Origin of the sequence: Sphingobacterium tabacisoli (genome assembly GCF_017908035.1) — a bacterium.
Taxonomy (GTDB): Bacteria; Bacteroidota; Bacteroidia; order Sphingobacteriales; family Sphingobacteriaceae; genus Sphingobacterium; species Sphingobacterium tabacisoli.
Map to the genome: position 1 here is coordinate 634,867 of NZ_JAEQMU010000001.1, position 14,540 is coordinate 649,406.

The window sequence follows — 14,540 nt, forward strand, 5'->3', positions numbered from 1 at the left end:
ATTAGTAAAAATAATTGTCATTCCATTTTGAAATACTAATATTTGCAGAAATCTTATAAAGTTAATGGCTAAAAATTTATTGATAGTAGAGTCGCCAGCAAAGGCTAAGACGATAGAAGGATATTTAGGAAGTGATTTTTTGGTTAAGTCTAGTTACGGACATATCCGTGATTTAGTAAAGACGGATGACGCTATCGATACCGATAATAAGTTTGAACAAAAGTATGAAGTTCCTTCCGATAAGAAAGCGGTAGTCAGTGAGTTAAAGAAGTTAGCCAAAACTGCAGAGACAGTCTGGTTAGCGTCCGATGAGGACCGCGAGGGAGAGGCTATTTCATGGCACTTATTCGAAACCTTAGGATTGAAGGAAAACGCGACCAAGCGAATCGTATTCCATGAAATCACGAAGCCTGCTATATTAACTGCCATTGAGAATCCCCGTAAAATAGATTATAACCTAGTGCATGCGCAGCAGGCACGCCGTGTGTTGGATAGATTGGTAGGTTTTGAATTATCTCCTGTACTTTGGAGAAAAGTGAAGCCTTCGCTATCTGCAGGACGGGTACAATCTGTCGCGGTACGTGTTATCGTAGAACGGGAGCGGGAGATAAATAAATTTAATGCCGAAGCTGCTTTTAAGATTGTAGCAATATTTCACACAGGTAAAGGGAAAGAGCTTTTTAAAGCCGAGTTGCCACAACGTTTTGATAAAAAGGAAGATGCTAAAGCTTTCCTGAATGATAGCATGAGTGCTGATTTTGCAATTGCTTCATTGGAAAAGAAACCTGCACGTAGAAATCCGGCAGCTCCTTTTACGACGTCTACGTTACAACAGGAGGCGAGTCGTAAACTAGGATTTTCCGTAGCAAGAACCATGCAGGTAGCACAACGACTGTATGAAGCTGGGCGTATCACCTATATGCGTACAGATTCCGTCAACTTATCAGATACCGCAATACAGGCAGCAGAAAATGAGATCGTCAAAGCTTATGGAGAGAAATACCATAAGTTAAGAAAATATAAAACTAAGGCCGCTGGTGCACAGGAAGCGCACGAAGCCATAAGACCGACGTATTTTTCAGCACATTCCATCGAAGGAGATCCTTCAGAGCGTCGTTTATACGAGTTAATCTGGAAGCGTGCTATCGCATCGCAGATGAGCGAGGCCGAGTTTGAGAAAACTGTAGCTAAAATTAGCATCTCTACACGTAAAGAGGAACTTACAGCAACCGGAGAAATCATGAGATTTGATGGTTTCTTGAAAGTATACATGGAGTCTACTGACGAGGAAAATGATATAATAGCGGACGATGACGCCGACAATACATTACTACCTCCATTAGAGAAAGGGCAGGGCTTAATATTAAATGAGATGACTGCTACCGAGCGCTTCTCGCGTCCGCCAGCACGCTATACAGAGGCTTCACTGGTCAAGAAATTAGAAGAATTGGGAATCGGAAGACCGTCTACGTATGCGCCTACGATTTCCACAATTCAAAATAGAGGTTATGTAATCAAAGAAGACCGAGATGGTAAATCTCGTGATTACAATGTGTTGAAACTAACCACTAATGAAATTACAGAAGTCAAAAAAAATGAAATGACCGGGGTGGAGCGCAATAAATTGTTTCCAACCGACATTGGTGTTTTAGTTAATGATTTCTTGGTTGAGCATTTCAAAGGTATTGTCGATTTCAATTTTACCGCACGTGTAGAAAAAGAATTTGACGAGATAGCACAAGGGCAGAAGGAGTGGACGGACATGCTAGAAGCATTCTATCGCCCATTCCACGACGAGGTGGAAGACACCTTGGAAAATGCTGAGCGGGCGAATAACGAACGCGAACTAGGAGTAGACCCAGAAAGTGGCAAACCGGTCAGTGTGCGTGTCGGACGATTTGGGCCATTGGTTCAGATTGGTTCTGCGGACGACGAGGAGAAGCCACGTTTTGCCTCTCTGCGTAAAGGACAGATGATTGAAACAATCACTTTCGAGGATGCGATGGAATTGTTTAAGCTTCCGAAGAAAGTCGGCGAATTTGAAGAAAAAGAAATGACGGTGGCGATAGGTCGATTCGGACCTTACATCAAGCACCAATCTGCATTTTATTCATTACCTAAAGGCGTAGATCCTTTAGATGTGACTGAAGAGCAGGCTATAGAAATTATAAAAGAAAAGCGTCAGAAAGATATCGAGAAAGTAATTCGTGTATTTGACGAAAACCCAGATGCGCAGATTGAAAATGGAAGATGGGGACCATTTATCCGATTCGGTAAGCAAAATCTAAAGATACCTAAAGCGACAGATATCTCTGCGATTACGTATGAAGATGTCTTAAAGTGGGCTGCGGAAGACCCTAAAGCCTCAAAAGCAACGAAGAAAGTAGCGAAGAAACCTGCAGCTAAAAAAACTGTGGCCAAGAAAGCCACGACAAAAAAGAAGTAGAAGAAGATGAAGAAAGATTTGCCGGTTAATATAGTGGAAGATATTTCTATCGCCGTGGTGCTAGAAAGCGATTCCCCCATTCAGAAATCGTGGAATGTATATTTGGTAAACGAGAAGGAAGTGCCTTTGCGAAATGTTTTTGTAACATCCAAAGGATATGGGAAGCAGGAGGAACGAGAAGTCAAAACTACGACTTTAAGGCATTTTTTGGGAGATATAGCGGCGACGAGTTCGATTCGAATTGAAGCAATCGACCAGCAAGTGTTCGGATTGACCAATGAATATTGGTTGAGCTATTATATAGAAGATACTATTTTTGATAAAAAATATATCTTCCTACCGGAGAGTATTGTTGATGAAAATCTATCTAAGGTGCCTTTGGTTAATAAACCAGGTGTACTGATCGGCGGAAATAGTTAAACAGAGAAATGGCAAGAAGTAACTTTATTATAGCCATAGATGGCTTTTCTTCCTGTGGTAAGAGTACAGTAGCGAAAGCACTGGCAAAAAGTTTAAATTTTGTTTTCGTCGATAGCGGAGCGATGTATCGGGCAGTGACCTTGTATTTCATGCGCAATAAAATAGATTGTTCGGATTCTGCCGCGGTATTACAGGCCCTAGATCAGATTCATATCGACTTCGTGCCGAGTACCGACCGGGTACAGATCTTTTTAAATGATGAAGATGTTTCTGAAGCCATCCGGAAGATGGAAGTATCGGACAATGTAAGCGAGGTAAGTGCTATCAAAGAAGTCAGAAAGGCGATGGTAGCCCAGCAGCAGGCTTTAGGAAAGAAACGCAATATCGTAATGGATGGACGCGATATCGGCACTACGGTGTTTCCGGATGCTGATTTGAAAATATTTATGACGGCCAATGTCGACGTACGTGCCGAGAGACGCTATGCCGAACTGGCCGCCAAAGGCGAGACCGTGAGCATGGAAGAAGTTAAGGCCAATCTAGCGCGAAGAGACCATATCGATAGTACGCGCGAAGAGAGTCCATTGAGACAAGCCGAAGACGCCATTATTTTAGATAACTCCAATCTAAATCAAAGCCAACAGTTAGACTTTGTAATCGACCTGTATACACAGCGTAAGAATCAAAGTAAATAATCGCTATTCTTAACATTTACTTAATAATGTGTTAAATTGTAATTCGTTTCTCAAAGCTATTTTTGGGAAACGAATTATTTTATATGAACATCAAGATTTTATTGGTTAGCACGCTACTTTCTACTGCCATCGTACAGGCACAGGAGCTGGCGAAAGGAACTGTTTTTATTGATATTAATAAAAACGGTAAAAAGGAGAAAAATGAAAAAGGAGTAGCTGGCGTTAGTATCAGTAATGGGAGAGAGGTTGTCCAAACGGACCACAACGGAAATTATACCCTTCCTGTTGATAACGATAATATCATTTTTGTAATCAAGCCCAGAGATTATGTATTTCCGCTCGATAAACATAATCACCCACTTTTTTATTACCTACACAAACCTTTAGGTTCTCCGAAGTTAAAGTATACGACAGCTGATGCCACTGGAAAGTTGCCAAAATCACTGGATTTTCCAATGTACCCCCATGCGGAACCGACCAGTTTCAAAGCATTGATTTTTGGAGATCCTCAGGCCTATACGAAAGAAGAGCTTGATTTTTTCAAGCAGGGTATCATCAATGATATCTCCGACAAGAATGCCTTCCAGTTTGGTATTAGTTTAGGTGATTTGGTCGGCGATGACCTGACGCTACATGAGCCCTACAAGGAGACGGTCGGTAGCATGGGATTACCTTGGTACAATGTCATGGGAAATCATGATATGAACTACGATGTGGTGAGCGACTCTCTTTCGGATGAGAGTTTTGAGCTTAACTTCGGTCCGAACAACTATTCCTTCAATTACGGCAATGCCCACTTCATTATTTTAGATAATATTATTTATCCAAACCCACGTACTGGCAAAGGCTATTTGGGCGGATTTAGAAAGGACCAGCTTGATTTTGTAGAGAATGACCTGAAATTCGTGCCCAAAGACAAGCTTATCGTATTGGCATTTCACATCCCGTTAGTTCATAAAAACTCCGATGTATTCCGTAATGAGGACAGACAGCGCCTATTTGACCTTTTAAAGGATTTTCCAAATACGGTATCGCTTTCTGCGCATACACACTATCAACAGCAAAACTTTTATGGAAAGGCAGAAGGCTGGTCGCAAACAAAACCACACCATGAATATAATGTAGGTACGACGTCTGGCGACTGGTATTCTGGACAGATTAACCAACAGGGCGTTCCAGCATCTACGATGCGTGATGGTACACCTAAGGGCTATGCTATCATGAATATCAAGGACAATGCTTATGCTTTTGACTACAAAGTCGCAGGGCAGGAGAGCAACTATCAAATCAATCTTATTGGTCCTAGCACGGTTAAGGCTAAACATACCAAACGTTATACGATTTATGCCAACTTCTTTATGGGAAGAACAGACGATGTGATGGAGTATAGCCTAGATGGCAAAGAATGGAAGAAGATGAACCGTACCGATAGTCCGGACCCGAGTTACGAATATGAGGTGCTGAAGTTTGACAATGCGACAGAACTTATTGAAGGACGCAGACCTTCTAACGCGGTCAATTCCACTCACCTTTGGGAAATGAAATTACCCAATTTGAAAGCAGGACCGCATCAGATTGAGGTTCGCATCAAAGATATGTACGGCGTAACGCATCACGCCACGAAAACGATAAATGTAGTGCAATAAAAAAAGGGAGCTTAAGCTCCCTTTTTTTGTTTACGTGAATTGACTATGACATAGCTGACAAATAGCACAGCGAGCCATATCGGTATCAGTTCAACAGATATTTTCAGTCCTGTAAACCACATCATGACCAGTACACCGGATAGGAATAAAAGACAGATTACATTGCTGGCCGGATAGAACAGGCTCGGAAATAGGGTCTTTTTACCTTCTTTAATCTTCTGTTTTTTGAAATATAGATGAGTCCAGCTAATCATTATCCAGTTGATGATGAGCGACGAAACCACCAATGACATTAATATCTCCAGTGCCCGCTCGGGGATTAGTTTATTGACCACAATACAGATAGCGACTAGCGCCGCAGATACTAATATCGCTGCCGTAGGCGCATGGTTCTTGTTTAGCTTATTGAGAAACTTTGGTGCGTTCCCTTGTTCCGCCAATCCATAAAGCATTCTCGAATTACTATATACCGAACTATTGTATACAGATAAAGCCGCCGTTAGTACAATCAGGTTTAGTACATTGGCTATAATGCTCGTAAAATAATAGGTTTTATTGAAGAGGGTAAACTGGTACGAGTTCAACGAGTTAAAAACCTCTACAAAGGGACTGGTATCTGCATTAATAGTACGCCAAGGCATTAAGGAAAAGAGAATAAATAAAGCACCGACATAAAAAATCAGAATACGAATCAATACCTGATTGGTTGCTCTGGGGATATTCTTTTCTGGGTTTTCGGCTTCCGCAGCAGTGATACCTACTAATTCAAGTCCACCAAAGGAAAACATAATCATCACTAAAGCGGCCATAAGACCATGATAACTTCCATCTTCAGCGATACCGAGCCAGCCCTTGGGAAAGAATCCGCCATCATTATAAAGATTCTTGACAGTTGCAGTCTCTCCCCCTGTCCCAGATAGCAACAGATAAGCACCGAATATAATCATGGCCACGATAGCCACTACTTTAATAATGGAGAACCAGAATTCAGTTTCTCCATACACCTTTACAGAAGCGAGATTAATTGCATTGACGACAATAAAGAAGAAGAGACTGGATACCCATAGCGGAATTTCCGGCCACCAAAACTGAACATATACACCTATAGCTGTCAGTTCGGCCATGCTCACCAGTACATAGAGCACCCAATAGTTCCATCCAGAGGCGTAGCCTGCAAATCCTCCCCAATACTTATTAGCAAAGAAGGAAAAGCTTCCTGATACCGGTTCATCAACTACCATTTCGCCTAATTGGCGCATGATAAAGAAAGCAATGATTCCTGCAATAGCATAGCCCAAGAGGACTGAGGGGCCAGCCAGCACCGCGGCCTTTCCGATACCTAGAAATAAACCCGTACCTATCGCCCCACCTAGGGCAATCAGTTGAATGTGTCTATTTGTTAATCCCCGTTTTAGTTTTTGGTCTTTATTGTTATCGTCCACGATTTTGGTTAGTTTTTATTTTCTTTGTTATTGATAGAAGCGTTACCTACGCCTAAAAGTTCATCCCAGTAGGTTCCCGTCCGACGATAATATACCAAGATTTGGTAGTCATTACCCGTCTGGAAGTGGCTTCCGGAGAAGGCCTCTGTAACGACTTTCCCGTCGGGTGTCACGAGTACATATTCGTAATCGTAGAGCCCTTGTTTGAGTTGTTGCTTTACCGTCCATTTCTGCGTTGTAGGATTATACTTAAGCTTGTTTGCTGGGGCACGCTGATAGTTGTTGTAACCTCCTACAAGGTAAATATCTCCCGATACATCAGTAGCCGTGCGCAGTGAAAATTCAACCTCAGCATAGTCTGCACTGATATCGGCATTCTCATAATCTAAATTTCGGACATAGAATTTTCCGTTTTCGTCGTAGGTCGTCGCATAGGTATTGTCCCGGTTGTCTTCATCGGTAAACAATTTTATATACGCCAGGCTATCCATTTGTATCTCCTGAATCTGCCCTGAGCCGCCTTTGAACGAGCGCAAGTCCGCATAGCGGAACTCATTGTTGGCAGGGAAGTCTAAGGTTTCGCTATTGTTGTACTTTATCTCGCCGGTGCCGATAAACATTGGTGTGCGAAGCACCATCATATTATCCGGACGCTGGTTCTGCATGACATGCAGTTGAATATCCTGATGCGGGTTAGATATTGTCAATCCCGTCTTGATTGCGATATTTAGCTTTTGGTTGGTTAGCCTTTTATTGGCAAAGCTCGAGGATAGTATTTGAGTTTCTACAACCACCAGAGGTCTTAGTACGTAAAACTTACGCGTCAGTATCAACCGTTGCTTGTCGGCATCCTCATATACCTTTAGGAGGAAGTTCCCCGCCACCTTCGGCTTTACATATTCATTCGGGAATACGGTTTTATAATGCGTATAGTGGCGCATCGTACCCTGAGATTGTTTGAACTCGACAATACGGTCTTCATTGTATCCTTCGGCATAATCCAATACGGATAGACGGCTAGGAGTCCAGTCGGCATTACAGTGCTCGATGCTATAGTAGTAGTCACGCACATCACCTCGAAGGTCGTCAAAAGACAAGACTAAGGATTCTGCATCGCCTAAGGTATATATCGGGAGCTGATTCTCTTTGGTCATAGGAAAGAGTTGCACTGTCTTTATGGCATCAATATAATTGATGTTATCATACATCAGCTCTTGCTTGGGGGATTGCTCGATGGTAATACGTTTTTTTTTCTTCTTCTGTGCCTGAACTTGAAAGGACAACTGAAGAAGAACGACTATTATCGTAAAAGTTTTTATTCTTAACATAGAAAGGGATTCCCGTTAGGGGAGATTTATACTAACATTATTTCATCTGTACGATACGATCCACAATATACTTTGTATTGCCACGCCAAGGTACGATTCCATGATATTCTTTGTAATGTAGGTCGAAGAATTTTCCGCTGTTGGTTTCTAGTTCTCTAAATATAGAATCACTTTCGACAGAAAAGACAAATTCATTACTGGTCAATCCTCCCGCACGTCCGGCTCCGAATCCTTCTTGTATCAATTTCCCTTCGTAGGTTTTAAAGAGATTTCCCTTTTTTACCGCATAATTAAGATAGCCAGATTTCACACCTTCGCCAAACACGAAATAGTATTGGAAATAGAGAAAGCCTGCGAAAACTAACATAATAGCTAAAAATGCCCAGCCTAAAAAGCTTTTTAGCTTTGCACCTCGTTTTTTTGGGGGAGTATTTGCTTCTGTCATATGAGTTATACCATTACTTGATAGATTAAAGATACTAGATATGTTGATATAATGAGCAAATGATTTAAAGAAAATCGTTTTCTAAATTACCTCAAGATAGACTGTAGAAAGGTTTGGATAGCGGAAGGAGTGGAGCCGAGAAAAAGAATCCCAACCTGACTACCGTAGGTATGCAGATTGGGATTGATAAAATCTTTTTGGTGGAGTGACCTTACCTGAGGTTTGTCATTTCTGATTTTATCAGTGCCTGCGTGGATTCTCCAATTTTTACCAACGGCAAACGAACGGTATCACCACCTATGTTTCTCTGGCTAAGAATATATTTTACTCCAGCTGGATTACCCTCTACAAAGCATAGGTCAGTAATGTTCAAAAGCTGTGTATGTATAGTTCTTGCCTCTTCGTATTTACCTTCTCTACAACGTTTCACCAGTTCAGCGACAGCCTTAGGGTAGGCGTTTCCGATGACAGATATAACGCCGACCGCGCCTAACGCCATCATCGGTAGGGTCACGGGGTCATCACCAGATATCAATAGAAAACCCTCTGGTTTGTCTCTCAGTATTTCTGAAAACTGGCTGAAACTTCCGGAAGCTTCTTTGATAGCGACAATGTTTGAAAAATCTTTAGCAAGGCGTAGTGTCGTCGCGGCACTCATGTTGCTTCCAGTGCGTCCAGGTACGTTATAAAGAATCAGCGGTAAGCTGGATACGGCCGCTATCGCTTTGTAGTGTTGATATATTCCTTCTTGCGTGGGTTTATTATAGTAAGGTGATACCGAGAGGATAGCACAGTAGCCTTGGATATCAAAATCCTTTATCTGCTGTACAATTTCCATCGTGTTGTTACCTCCGATACCAGCTACTAGCGAGATACGTCCTTTAACCTTATCTGCTGTAAATTTCCAGACCTGCTTTCGTTCTTCAGTGCTTAATGTTGCTGTCTCTCCAGTTGTACCTAGCGATACTAAGTAATTCATTCCTTCTTCAATTTGAAACTCGATAAGTTGACCTAGCGTTTCAAAATCAATTGTTCCATCTGCATTAAAAGGAGTAACTAAGGCTACTCCTGCGCCCTGAATCTCATTCATTGTTCTTAAGTCTGATTTTAATATATTATTTGTTTATTGATTAATCATGTTCAACAAGTCTTCATCCGATATGATGGGGACTTTTAGTTTTTCAGCCTTCGTTAGCTTAGATGGCCCCATTTTGTCTCCTGCCACGAGGTAGTTGAGTTTAGACGATATGCTACTCAGCATTTTACCCCCGTGGGATTCAATTAATGCCGTCAAATCTTCTCTGCTATGCGTCGCGAATACACCAGATATCAAAAAGGTCTTGCCTGTAAGGCTATCGCTAGCTAACAGTACCGTTTTCTCTTCGATTTCAAACTGTAAGCCGGCTGCTTGCAGTTTCTCTAACTCCTCCAGATGCTCCGGTTGCGACAGATATTGATGTACGCTTTCGGCAATCCGTATTCCAATATCCTGTACCGAAGCAATCTCTTCTATAGAAGCTTGCTTCAGTTGCTCTAGTGATTTAAAGTACAATGCGAGTTTTTTTGCGACCGTCTCACCGACATGGCGTATACCCAATGCAAATAGGACTTTTTCAAAAGGTTTGCTTTTTGACAGTTCTATTCCTGCGATCATATTGTCGATAGACTTTTGGCCAAACCGTTCGATGGTAACTAGCTCATCCCGTTTGTCCGCAAGCGAATAGATATCCGAGATTTGACGGAGTAGGTTGAGCTTATGGAAGGTCACAATAGTTTCAGCCCCCAAGCCTTGTATGTCCATCATTTTACGTCCTATGAAATGCTGGAGTTTTCCGATTATTTGGGGCTCGCAGCCATCTTCGTTAGGGCAGTAGTGCACCGCTTCACCTTCTTCGCGTACTAAAGCAGTTCCGCATTCCGGACAGTGATCCGGATAGTTGATAGGTAGTGCTTCAGGCCTTCTTTTTTCCATATTCACGCCAACCACTTTAGGAATAATCTCACCGCCTTTCTCGACATAGACTGTATCACCTTCATGTAGCCCCAATCTCTCTATTTCATTTGCATTGTGCAGAGATGCTCTTTTTACGGTAGTTCCGGCAAGTACGACAGGAGCGAGGTTGGCCACTGGTGTCACAGCACCTGTACGTCCAATCTGGTAAGTGACCGCTTCCAGTATGGTCTCTGCCTGTTCGGCTTTAAACTTGTAGGAAGTCGCCCAGCGTGGAGATTTTGCCGTGAATCCCAGTTCCTCCTGGTAGGCGTAATCGTTTACTTTTATAACTATTCCATCAATGTCATAAGTCAACTGATGGCGTGCGCTGTCCCAATAGTGGACAAAGTCAAGCACCTCTTGGATAGAATTACATAATTTACTATTGTCCGAAACCGGAAAGCCCCATTCATGTACAGCCGAAAGGCTCTCCCAATGGGACTGATAAGTCCTGTTTCTATTTTCCATATATAGAAAATAGAGGAAACAGTCCAGCGGACGCTTAGCGACTTCTGAAGAATCCTGTAATTTCAAGGTTCCAGAAGCGAAGTTTCGAGGGTTGGCGTAGGTTTGCTCTCCATTTTCCTCTCGTTCTTTGTTGAGTCTCAAAAAGGCAGACTTGTGCATAAAAATCTCTCCTCTAATTTCAAAGACCTCAGGGTATTGAAGATTTGATTTGAGCTGGTGGGGGATACTTCGGATAGTACGTACATTGTTCGTAACATCGTCACCCTGTATACCATCTCCACGCGTCACGGCTTGGGTCAATTTGCCATTCTCGTAGGTTAGCGAAATCGAAAGACCATCAAACTTGAGTTCACAGACATACTGCACGCTATGTCCAATCGCCTTCTGTACACGCTCATCAAACTCTATGAGTTCCTGCTCACTATAGGTATTGCTCAGTGACAGCATAGGCCACTTGTGCTGTACCGTATTAAACTTGGAGGTAATATCACCACCCACTTTTAAGGTTGGTGAGTTTGGGTCTCGATATTGTGGGTAAGCTGACTCTAAAGCTTCCAGCTCTTTTAGCTTCTGGTCAAAGTCATAATCTGATATTGCTGAATTTGCCAATACATAATATTGGTAATTGTATGCATTCAACTCAGCTGTCAATTGTTCTATTTTCGTTTGGATATCCTGCGACATATGCAACGAAATTAAGAAAAATTGAAGGTCTAATATAATTTTGGAACAATATTTTAATGCGGTTTATTCCAAAAAAAATAGATTGCATTTTAGCTGTTCGCTATTTGTTCTTTAAATAAAAATTATTCGTAGGTAAGTCCGAAAAATACTGCATTTTGTTCATGTAATAGTCCCAAATTATGCATTTTTTATAAAGTCCATGTTTGTTGTAGTTCTCTGGATTTTTTTTTCTTTTGGATGCATTTTTAAAGAAGTTCAGGAAAAAATACTGGTGTGCTCTACTTACAGCCCAAGCATCTTTAGGTTTTCCTTTCACCAAGAAATGCAGTAACGCGAATAAGTCTAACCAAAGGCGTGCAAAAATCGCCCATACGGCCATACCGAAAGTAAGATTTTTTTGCAACATGACCAGGCTATTTCTGAAGTTGAGATAGGTCTTTTGAGGGTTGCTGGTATTTAATGTCCCTCCACCGACGTGATAGACGGTGCTTTGGGGGCAGTAGCCTATCCGGTGTCCCAGTTTCTTAAGGCGCCAACACAAGTCAATTTCTTCCATATGAGCGAAGAAATCTGCGTCAAATCCTTGCACTTGTTTCCAGGCCTCCGATTTAATAAATAAAGCCGCTCCAGTAGCCCAAAAAAGTTCCTGTTCATTGTCGTATTGCCCTTTGTCCAGTTCGACCGAATGCAATATGCGACCTCTACAGAAAGGGTAGCCGTAGGTATCCATATAGCCCCCTGCAGCTCCCGCATGTTCGAAACTTTCCTTTTTATGGAAAGAACGAATCTTAGGTTGTGCTGCGACAAAATCTTCCCTAAGCATCATTTCGATAACCGGTTCAATCCACGATGGACTCACTTCGACGTCCGAGTTCAGGAGTACGTAATAAGGAGCGTCTACCTGTTCCAGAATTTTATTGTAGCCGCCAGCAAAGCCGAAGTTTTCTTCATTTTGAATAATGCGAATCTGGGGGAAGTTCTCCTTTACAAAAGAAATCGAATCATCCGTCGAAGCATTATCTCCGATTATAAATTCGATATTAGGATATGTACTGTTATATACAGAAGGCAAAAACTTTTCTAAGAAATATTTGCCATTCCAGTTTAATATTACAACGGCGACCTTAGGGTACTGTGTCATGCTTTATCTTTTCTCTGTCTTTTCCATCGATTGTGGGACCACAGCCAATACGGAGGTTGTTCACGGATGATTTGCTCCGTAAACTCATTATGTATTTTGGTTATTTCGTGGTCGCCATAATTAGACGGTGTTTCTACTAAAGTTGTAAATTTACAAAAATAATATCCTCTTTTTGATTTTCTTCCGATATGACAAAAAACTACAGGATTGTTTGTCATTTTAGCGATTCGCTCGGTGCCAGTATATACTAATGTTTCCTGATTTAAGAAGGTCATAAAGTAATCCGAATCCTGATATAATGGAGTCTGATCGGCAACAAACATGCTAATATGAGGCGTGTTTTTTAGACGGACGATATGTCTCAAGATTTGCTTCATAGGCACCATTGTCGCCCCAAATCGGGTGCGGACTCCATTGTAAATCTGATTAATATCGTTGTTATTTAAGGGTTTGTAAATGACGAGACGCTCATAGTCGGTCATCAGCGATAACCGGTGTATTCCCAGCTCCCAGTTTCCATAATGTGCAGTGACACCTATTACGGCTTTTTCTGCATCAAAGTGTCGGTATATTTCTTCCGGGTTGAGGAGTTCGATACGCTCCTTTACCTGTTCGGGTTTGATACTGAACATCTTTATAACCTCTACAATAATATCCGGAAAGTAGCGGTAGAATTCTTTTGCAATCTGCTTTATTTCTGCTTCCGATTTTTCAGGGAAGGAGTTACGGAGGTTCTTAAAAACAACTTTCTTCCGATAGCCAAGTAGGTGATAGATTAAGACATACAATACATCTGAGATGCCATACAACATCCAAAAAGGCATTCTGGACATCGCCTGCAAAATAAAATGTAGTATACCTTTCTTCATTCGTAAATTGTTGTCTTTTAAATAGCCTCATGGAATACCCCATGTATTTTGTCCCGTTTCGACAGTTCTTTCTACATGGATAGTTCGCTCGCCGAGGTGGTGAAGTTTTCGTTACGCAAACTTATATAAAATGCTTAGCATTCGCGAATACCTAGTCAAAAAAGACGTAGAATAAAGCATGGAGAAATCCGCTTACTGCGTTTTTGTGTCGGAAATATGCTTTAATAACGCTATTTTTGTTGCAGAATCCAAAGTTAGTTTTTAAAATATGTCAATTCCAGTCCTGTTATCTGCAAATTATCTTCCTCCAGTGTCGTATTTTCACGCTATTGCGCAAAATCCGGGTACGGTTCTTATCGACCAGTACGAGCATTTTCCAAAGCAGACCTATAGGAGCAGGACACATATCGCAACAGCGAATGGAATTTTGGATCTTATGATTCCGATACAACATGGCCGTAAGGAACATGTCGCCATGAAGGAAGTCAAGATTAGCTATGACCACGATTGGCAAAGGCTACACTGGTCCAGTATACAGACCGCTTACCGTAGCTCTGCTTATTTTGAATACTACGAAGATGAGTTTGCACCATTTTATGAGCGCAAGTTTGACTATCTTTTTGATTTTAATTTGGAGCAACTTCAATTGACCCTACAGTTGTTGAAGTTACCCAGAGAGCTACAACGGACGGAAGCTTATACGAAGAATTATGAAGGTCTAGACTTTAGAACTTCAATTCACCCGAAAAAGCCTTCAGTATATGCTAATCCTAAAGCGTATTATCAGGTATTTGAAGAGCGCACAGGGTTTCAGCCCAATGTTAGTATCATAGACTTACTTTTTAATCAAGGTCCACAGAGCAAAATGTTCTTGTAGTCCGTAAAGATTCGAGCAACTAAATCTACACCTTTCGAAAAACTATATAGGGACATCATTGTTATAGTGGACGTACGATGTTACGA

The 14,540-nt window shown here is 41.7% G+C and carries 12 protein-coding genes; 5 read left to right on the forward strand and 7 right to left on the reverse strand.

Going from position 1 to position 14,540, the window contains the following annotated elements:
- The first annotated feature begins 64 nt into the window (after positions 1-64).
- The 4 genes from topA (at position 65) to JKG64_RS02490 (ending at position 5,207) form a co-directional block, all read left to right on the forward strand.
- Positions 65-2,446 carry a type I DNA topoisomerase gene (gene topA, locus JKG64_RS02475; protein WP_210352758.1) on the forward strand — a complete coding sequence of 794 codons (2,382 nt, stop codon included), beginning with the start codon at positions 65-67 and terminating at the stop codon, positions 2,444-2,446.
- 6 nt (positions 2,447-2,452) lie between these two features.
- Positions 2,453-2,866, forward strand: coding sequence for a hypothetical protein (locus tag JKG64_RS02480; protein WP_133583180.1), 414 nt, complete (start codon positions 2,453-2,455; stop codon positions 2,864-2,866).
- Positions 2,867-2,874: 8 nt separating this feature from the next.
- Positions 2,875-3,561, forward strand: a complete 687-nt coding sequence (gene cmk / locus JKG64_RS02485) for a (d)CMP kinase (RefSeq protein WP_210352759.1) — start codon at positions 2,875-2,877, stop codon at positions 3,559-3,561.
- An 83-nt stretch (positions 3,562-3,644) separates the two neighbouring features.
- The gene (locus tag JKG64_RS02490; protein WP_210352760.1) at positions 3,645-5,207 is read left to right on the forward strand and encodes a calcineurin-like phosphoesterase C-terminal domain-containing protein; all 1,563 of its coding nucleotides are present in this window, start codon (positions 3,645-3,647) and stop codon (positions 5,205-5,207) included.
- Positions 5,208-5,218: 11 nt separating this feature from the next.
- On the opposite strand, the gene JKG64_RS02495 is transcribed toward JKG64_RS02490, so the two are convergent.
- From JKG64_RS02495 to JKG64_RS02525, 7 genes are all read right to left on the reverse strand, one after another.
- Positions 5,219-6,649, reverse strand: a complete 1,431-nt coding sequence (locus JKG64_RS02495; protein ID WP_317195823.1) for an amino acid permease — start codon at positions 6,647-6,649, stop codon at positions 5,219-5,221.
- A gap of 8 nt (positions 6,650-6,657) precedes the next feature.
- Positions 6,658-7,977: a type IX secretion system plug protein gene (locus JKG64_RS02500; protein ID WP_210352761.1), complete on the reverse strand. Its 1,320-nt coding sequence runs from the start codon at positions 7,975-7,977 to the stop codon at positions 6,658-6,660.
- A 37-nt stretch (positions 7,978-8,014) separates the two neighbouring features.
- Positions 8,015-8,422: a hypothetical protein gene (locus JKG64_RS02505; RefSeq protein ID WP_210352762.1), complete on the reverse strand. Its 408-nt coding sequence runs from the start codon at positions 8,420-8,422 to the stop codon at positions 8,015-8,017.
- A 211-nt stretch (positions 8,423-8,633) separates the two neighbouring features.
- The gene (gene dapA, locus JKG64_RS02510) at positions 8,634-9,512 is read right to left on the reverse strand and encodes a 4-hydroxy-tetrahydrodipicolinate synthase (RefSeq protein ID WP_210352763.1); all 879 of its coding nucleotides are present in this window, start codon (positions 9,510-9,512) and stop codon (positions 8,634-8,636) included.
- A 33-nt stretch (positions 9,513-9,545) separates the two neighbouring features.
- On the reverse strand, positions 9,546-11,567 hold the full coding sequence (gene ligA, locus JKG64_RS02515; protein WP_210352764.1) for an NAD-dependent DNA ligase LigA: 2,022 nt from the start codon (positions 11,565-11,567) through the stop codon (positions 9,546-9,548).
- A gap of 100 nt (positions 11,568-11,667) precedes the next feature.
- Positions 11,668-12,708, reverse strand: coding sequence for a glycosyltransferase family 2 protein (locus JKG64_RS02520; RefSeq protein ID WP_210352765.1), 1,041 nt, complete (start codon positions 12,706-12,708; stop codon positions 11,668-11,670).
- A complete protein-coding gene (locus tag JKG64_RS02525; protein ID WP_210352766.1) occupies positions 12,705-13,577 on the reverse strand; it encodes a lysophospholipid acyltransferase family protein in 873 nt (290 codons plus the stop codon). The genes JKG64_RS02520 and JKG64_RS02525 overlap by 4 nt, the downstream gene beginning before the upstream one ends.
- A gap of 268 nt (positions 13,578-13,845) precedes the next feature.
- On the opposite strand from JKG64_RS02525, the gene JKG64_RS02530 reads away from it, so the two are divergent.
- Positions 13,846-14,454, forward strand: a complete 609-nt coding sequence (locus JKG64_RS02530) for a WbqC family protein (protein ID WP_210352767.1) — start codon at positions 13,846-13,848, stop codon at positions 14,452-14,454.
- Positions 14,455-14,540 lie beyond the last annotated feature (86 nt).

What these genes read in the sequence shown, in the direction of transcription:
- topA (WP_210352758.1), top strand. Translation starts at nt 65, where the DNA reads ATGGCTAAAAATTTATTGATAGTAGAGTCGCCAGCAAAGGCTAAGACG.
- JKG64_RS02480 (WP_133583180.1), top strand. Translation starts at nt 2,453, where the DNA reads ATGAAGAAAGATTTGCCGGTTAATATAGTGGAAGATATTTCTATCGCC.
- cmk (WP_210352759.1), top strand. Translation starts at nt 2,875, where the DNA reads ATGGCAAGAAGTAACTTTATTATAGCCATAGATGGCTTTTCTTCCTGT.
- JKG64_RS02490 (WP_210352760.1), top strand. Translation starts at nt 3,645, where the DNA reads ATGAACATCAAGATTTTATTGGTTAGCACGCTACTTTCTACTGCCATC.
- JKG64_RS02500 (WP_210352761.1), bottom strand. Translation starts at nt 7,977, where the DNA reads ATGTTAAGAATAAAAACTTTTACGATAATAGTCGTTCTTCTTCAGTTG.
- JKG64_RS02505 (WP_210352762.1), bottom strand. Translation starts at nt 8,422, where the DNA reads ATGACAGAAGCAAATACTCCCCCAAAAAAACGAGGTGCAAAGCTAAAA.
- dapA (WP_210352763.1), bottom strand. Translation starts at nt 9,512, where the DNA reads ATGAATGAGATTCAGGGCGCAGGAGTAGCCTTAGTTACTCCTTTTAAT.
- ligA (WP_210352764.1), bottom strand. Translation starts at nt 11,567, where the DNA reads ATGTCGCAGGATATCCAAACGAAAATAGAACAATTGACAGCTGAGTTG.
- JKG64_RS02520 (WP_210352765.1), bottom strand. Translation starts at nt 12,708, where the DNA reads ATGACACAGTACCCTAAGGTCGCCGTTGTAATATTAAACTGGAATGGC.
- JKG64_RS02525 (WP_210352766.1), bottom strand. Translation starts at nt 13,577, where the DNA reads ATGAAGAAAGGTATACTACATTTTATTTTGCAGGCGATGTCCAGAATG.
- JKG64_RS02530 (WP_210352767.1), top strand. Translation starts at nt 13,846, where the DNA reads ATGTCAATTCCAGTCCTGTTATCTGCAAATTATCTTCCTCCAGTGTCG.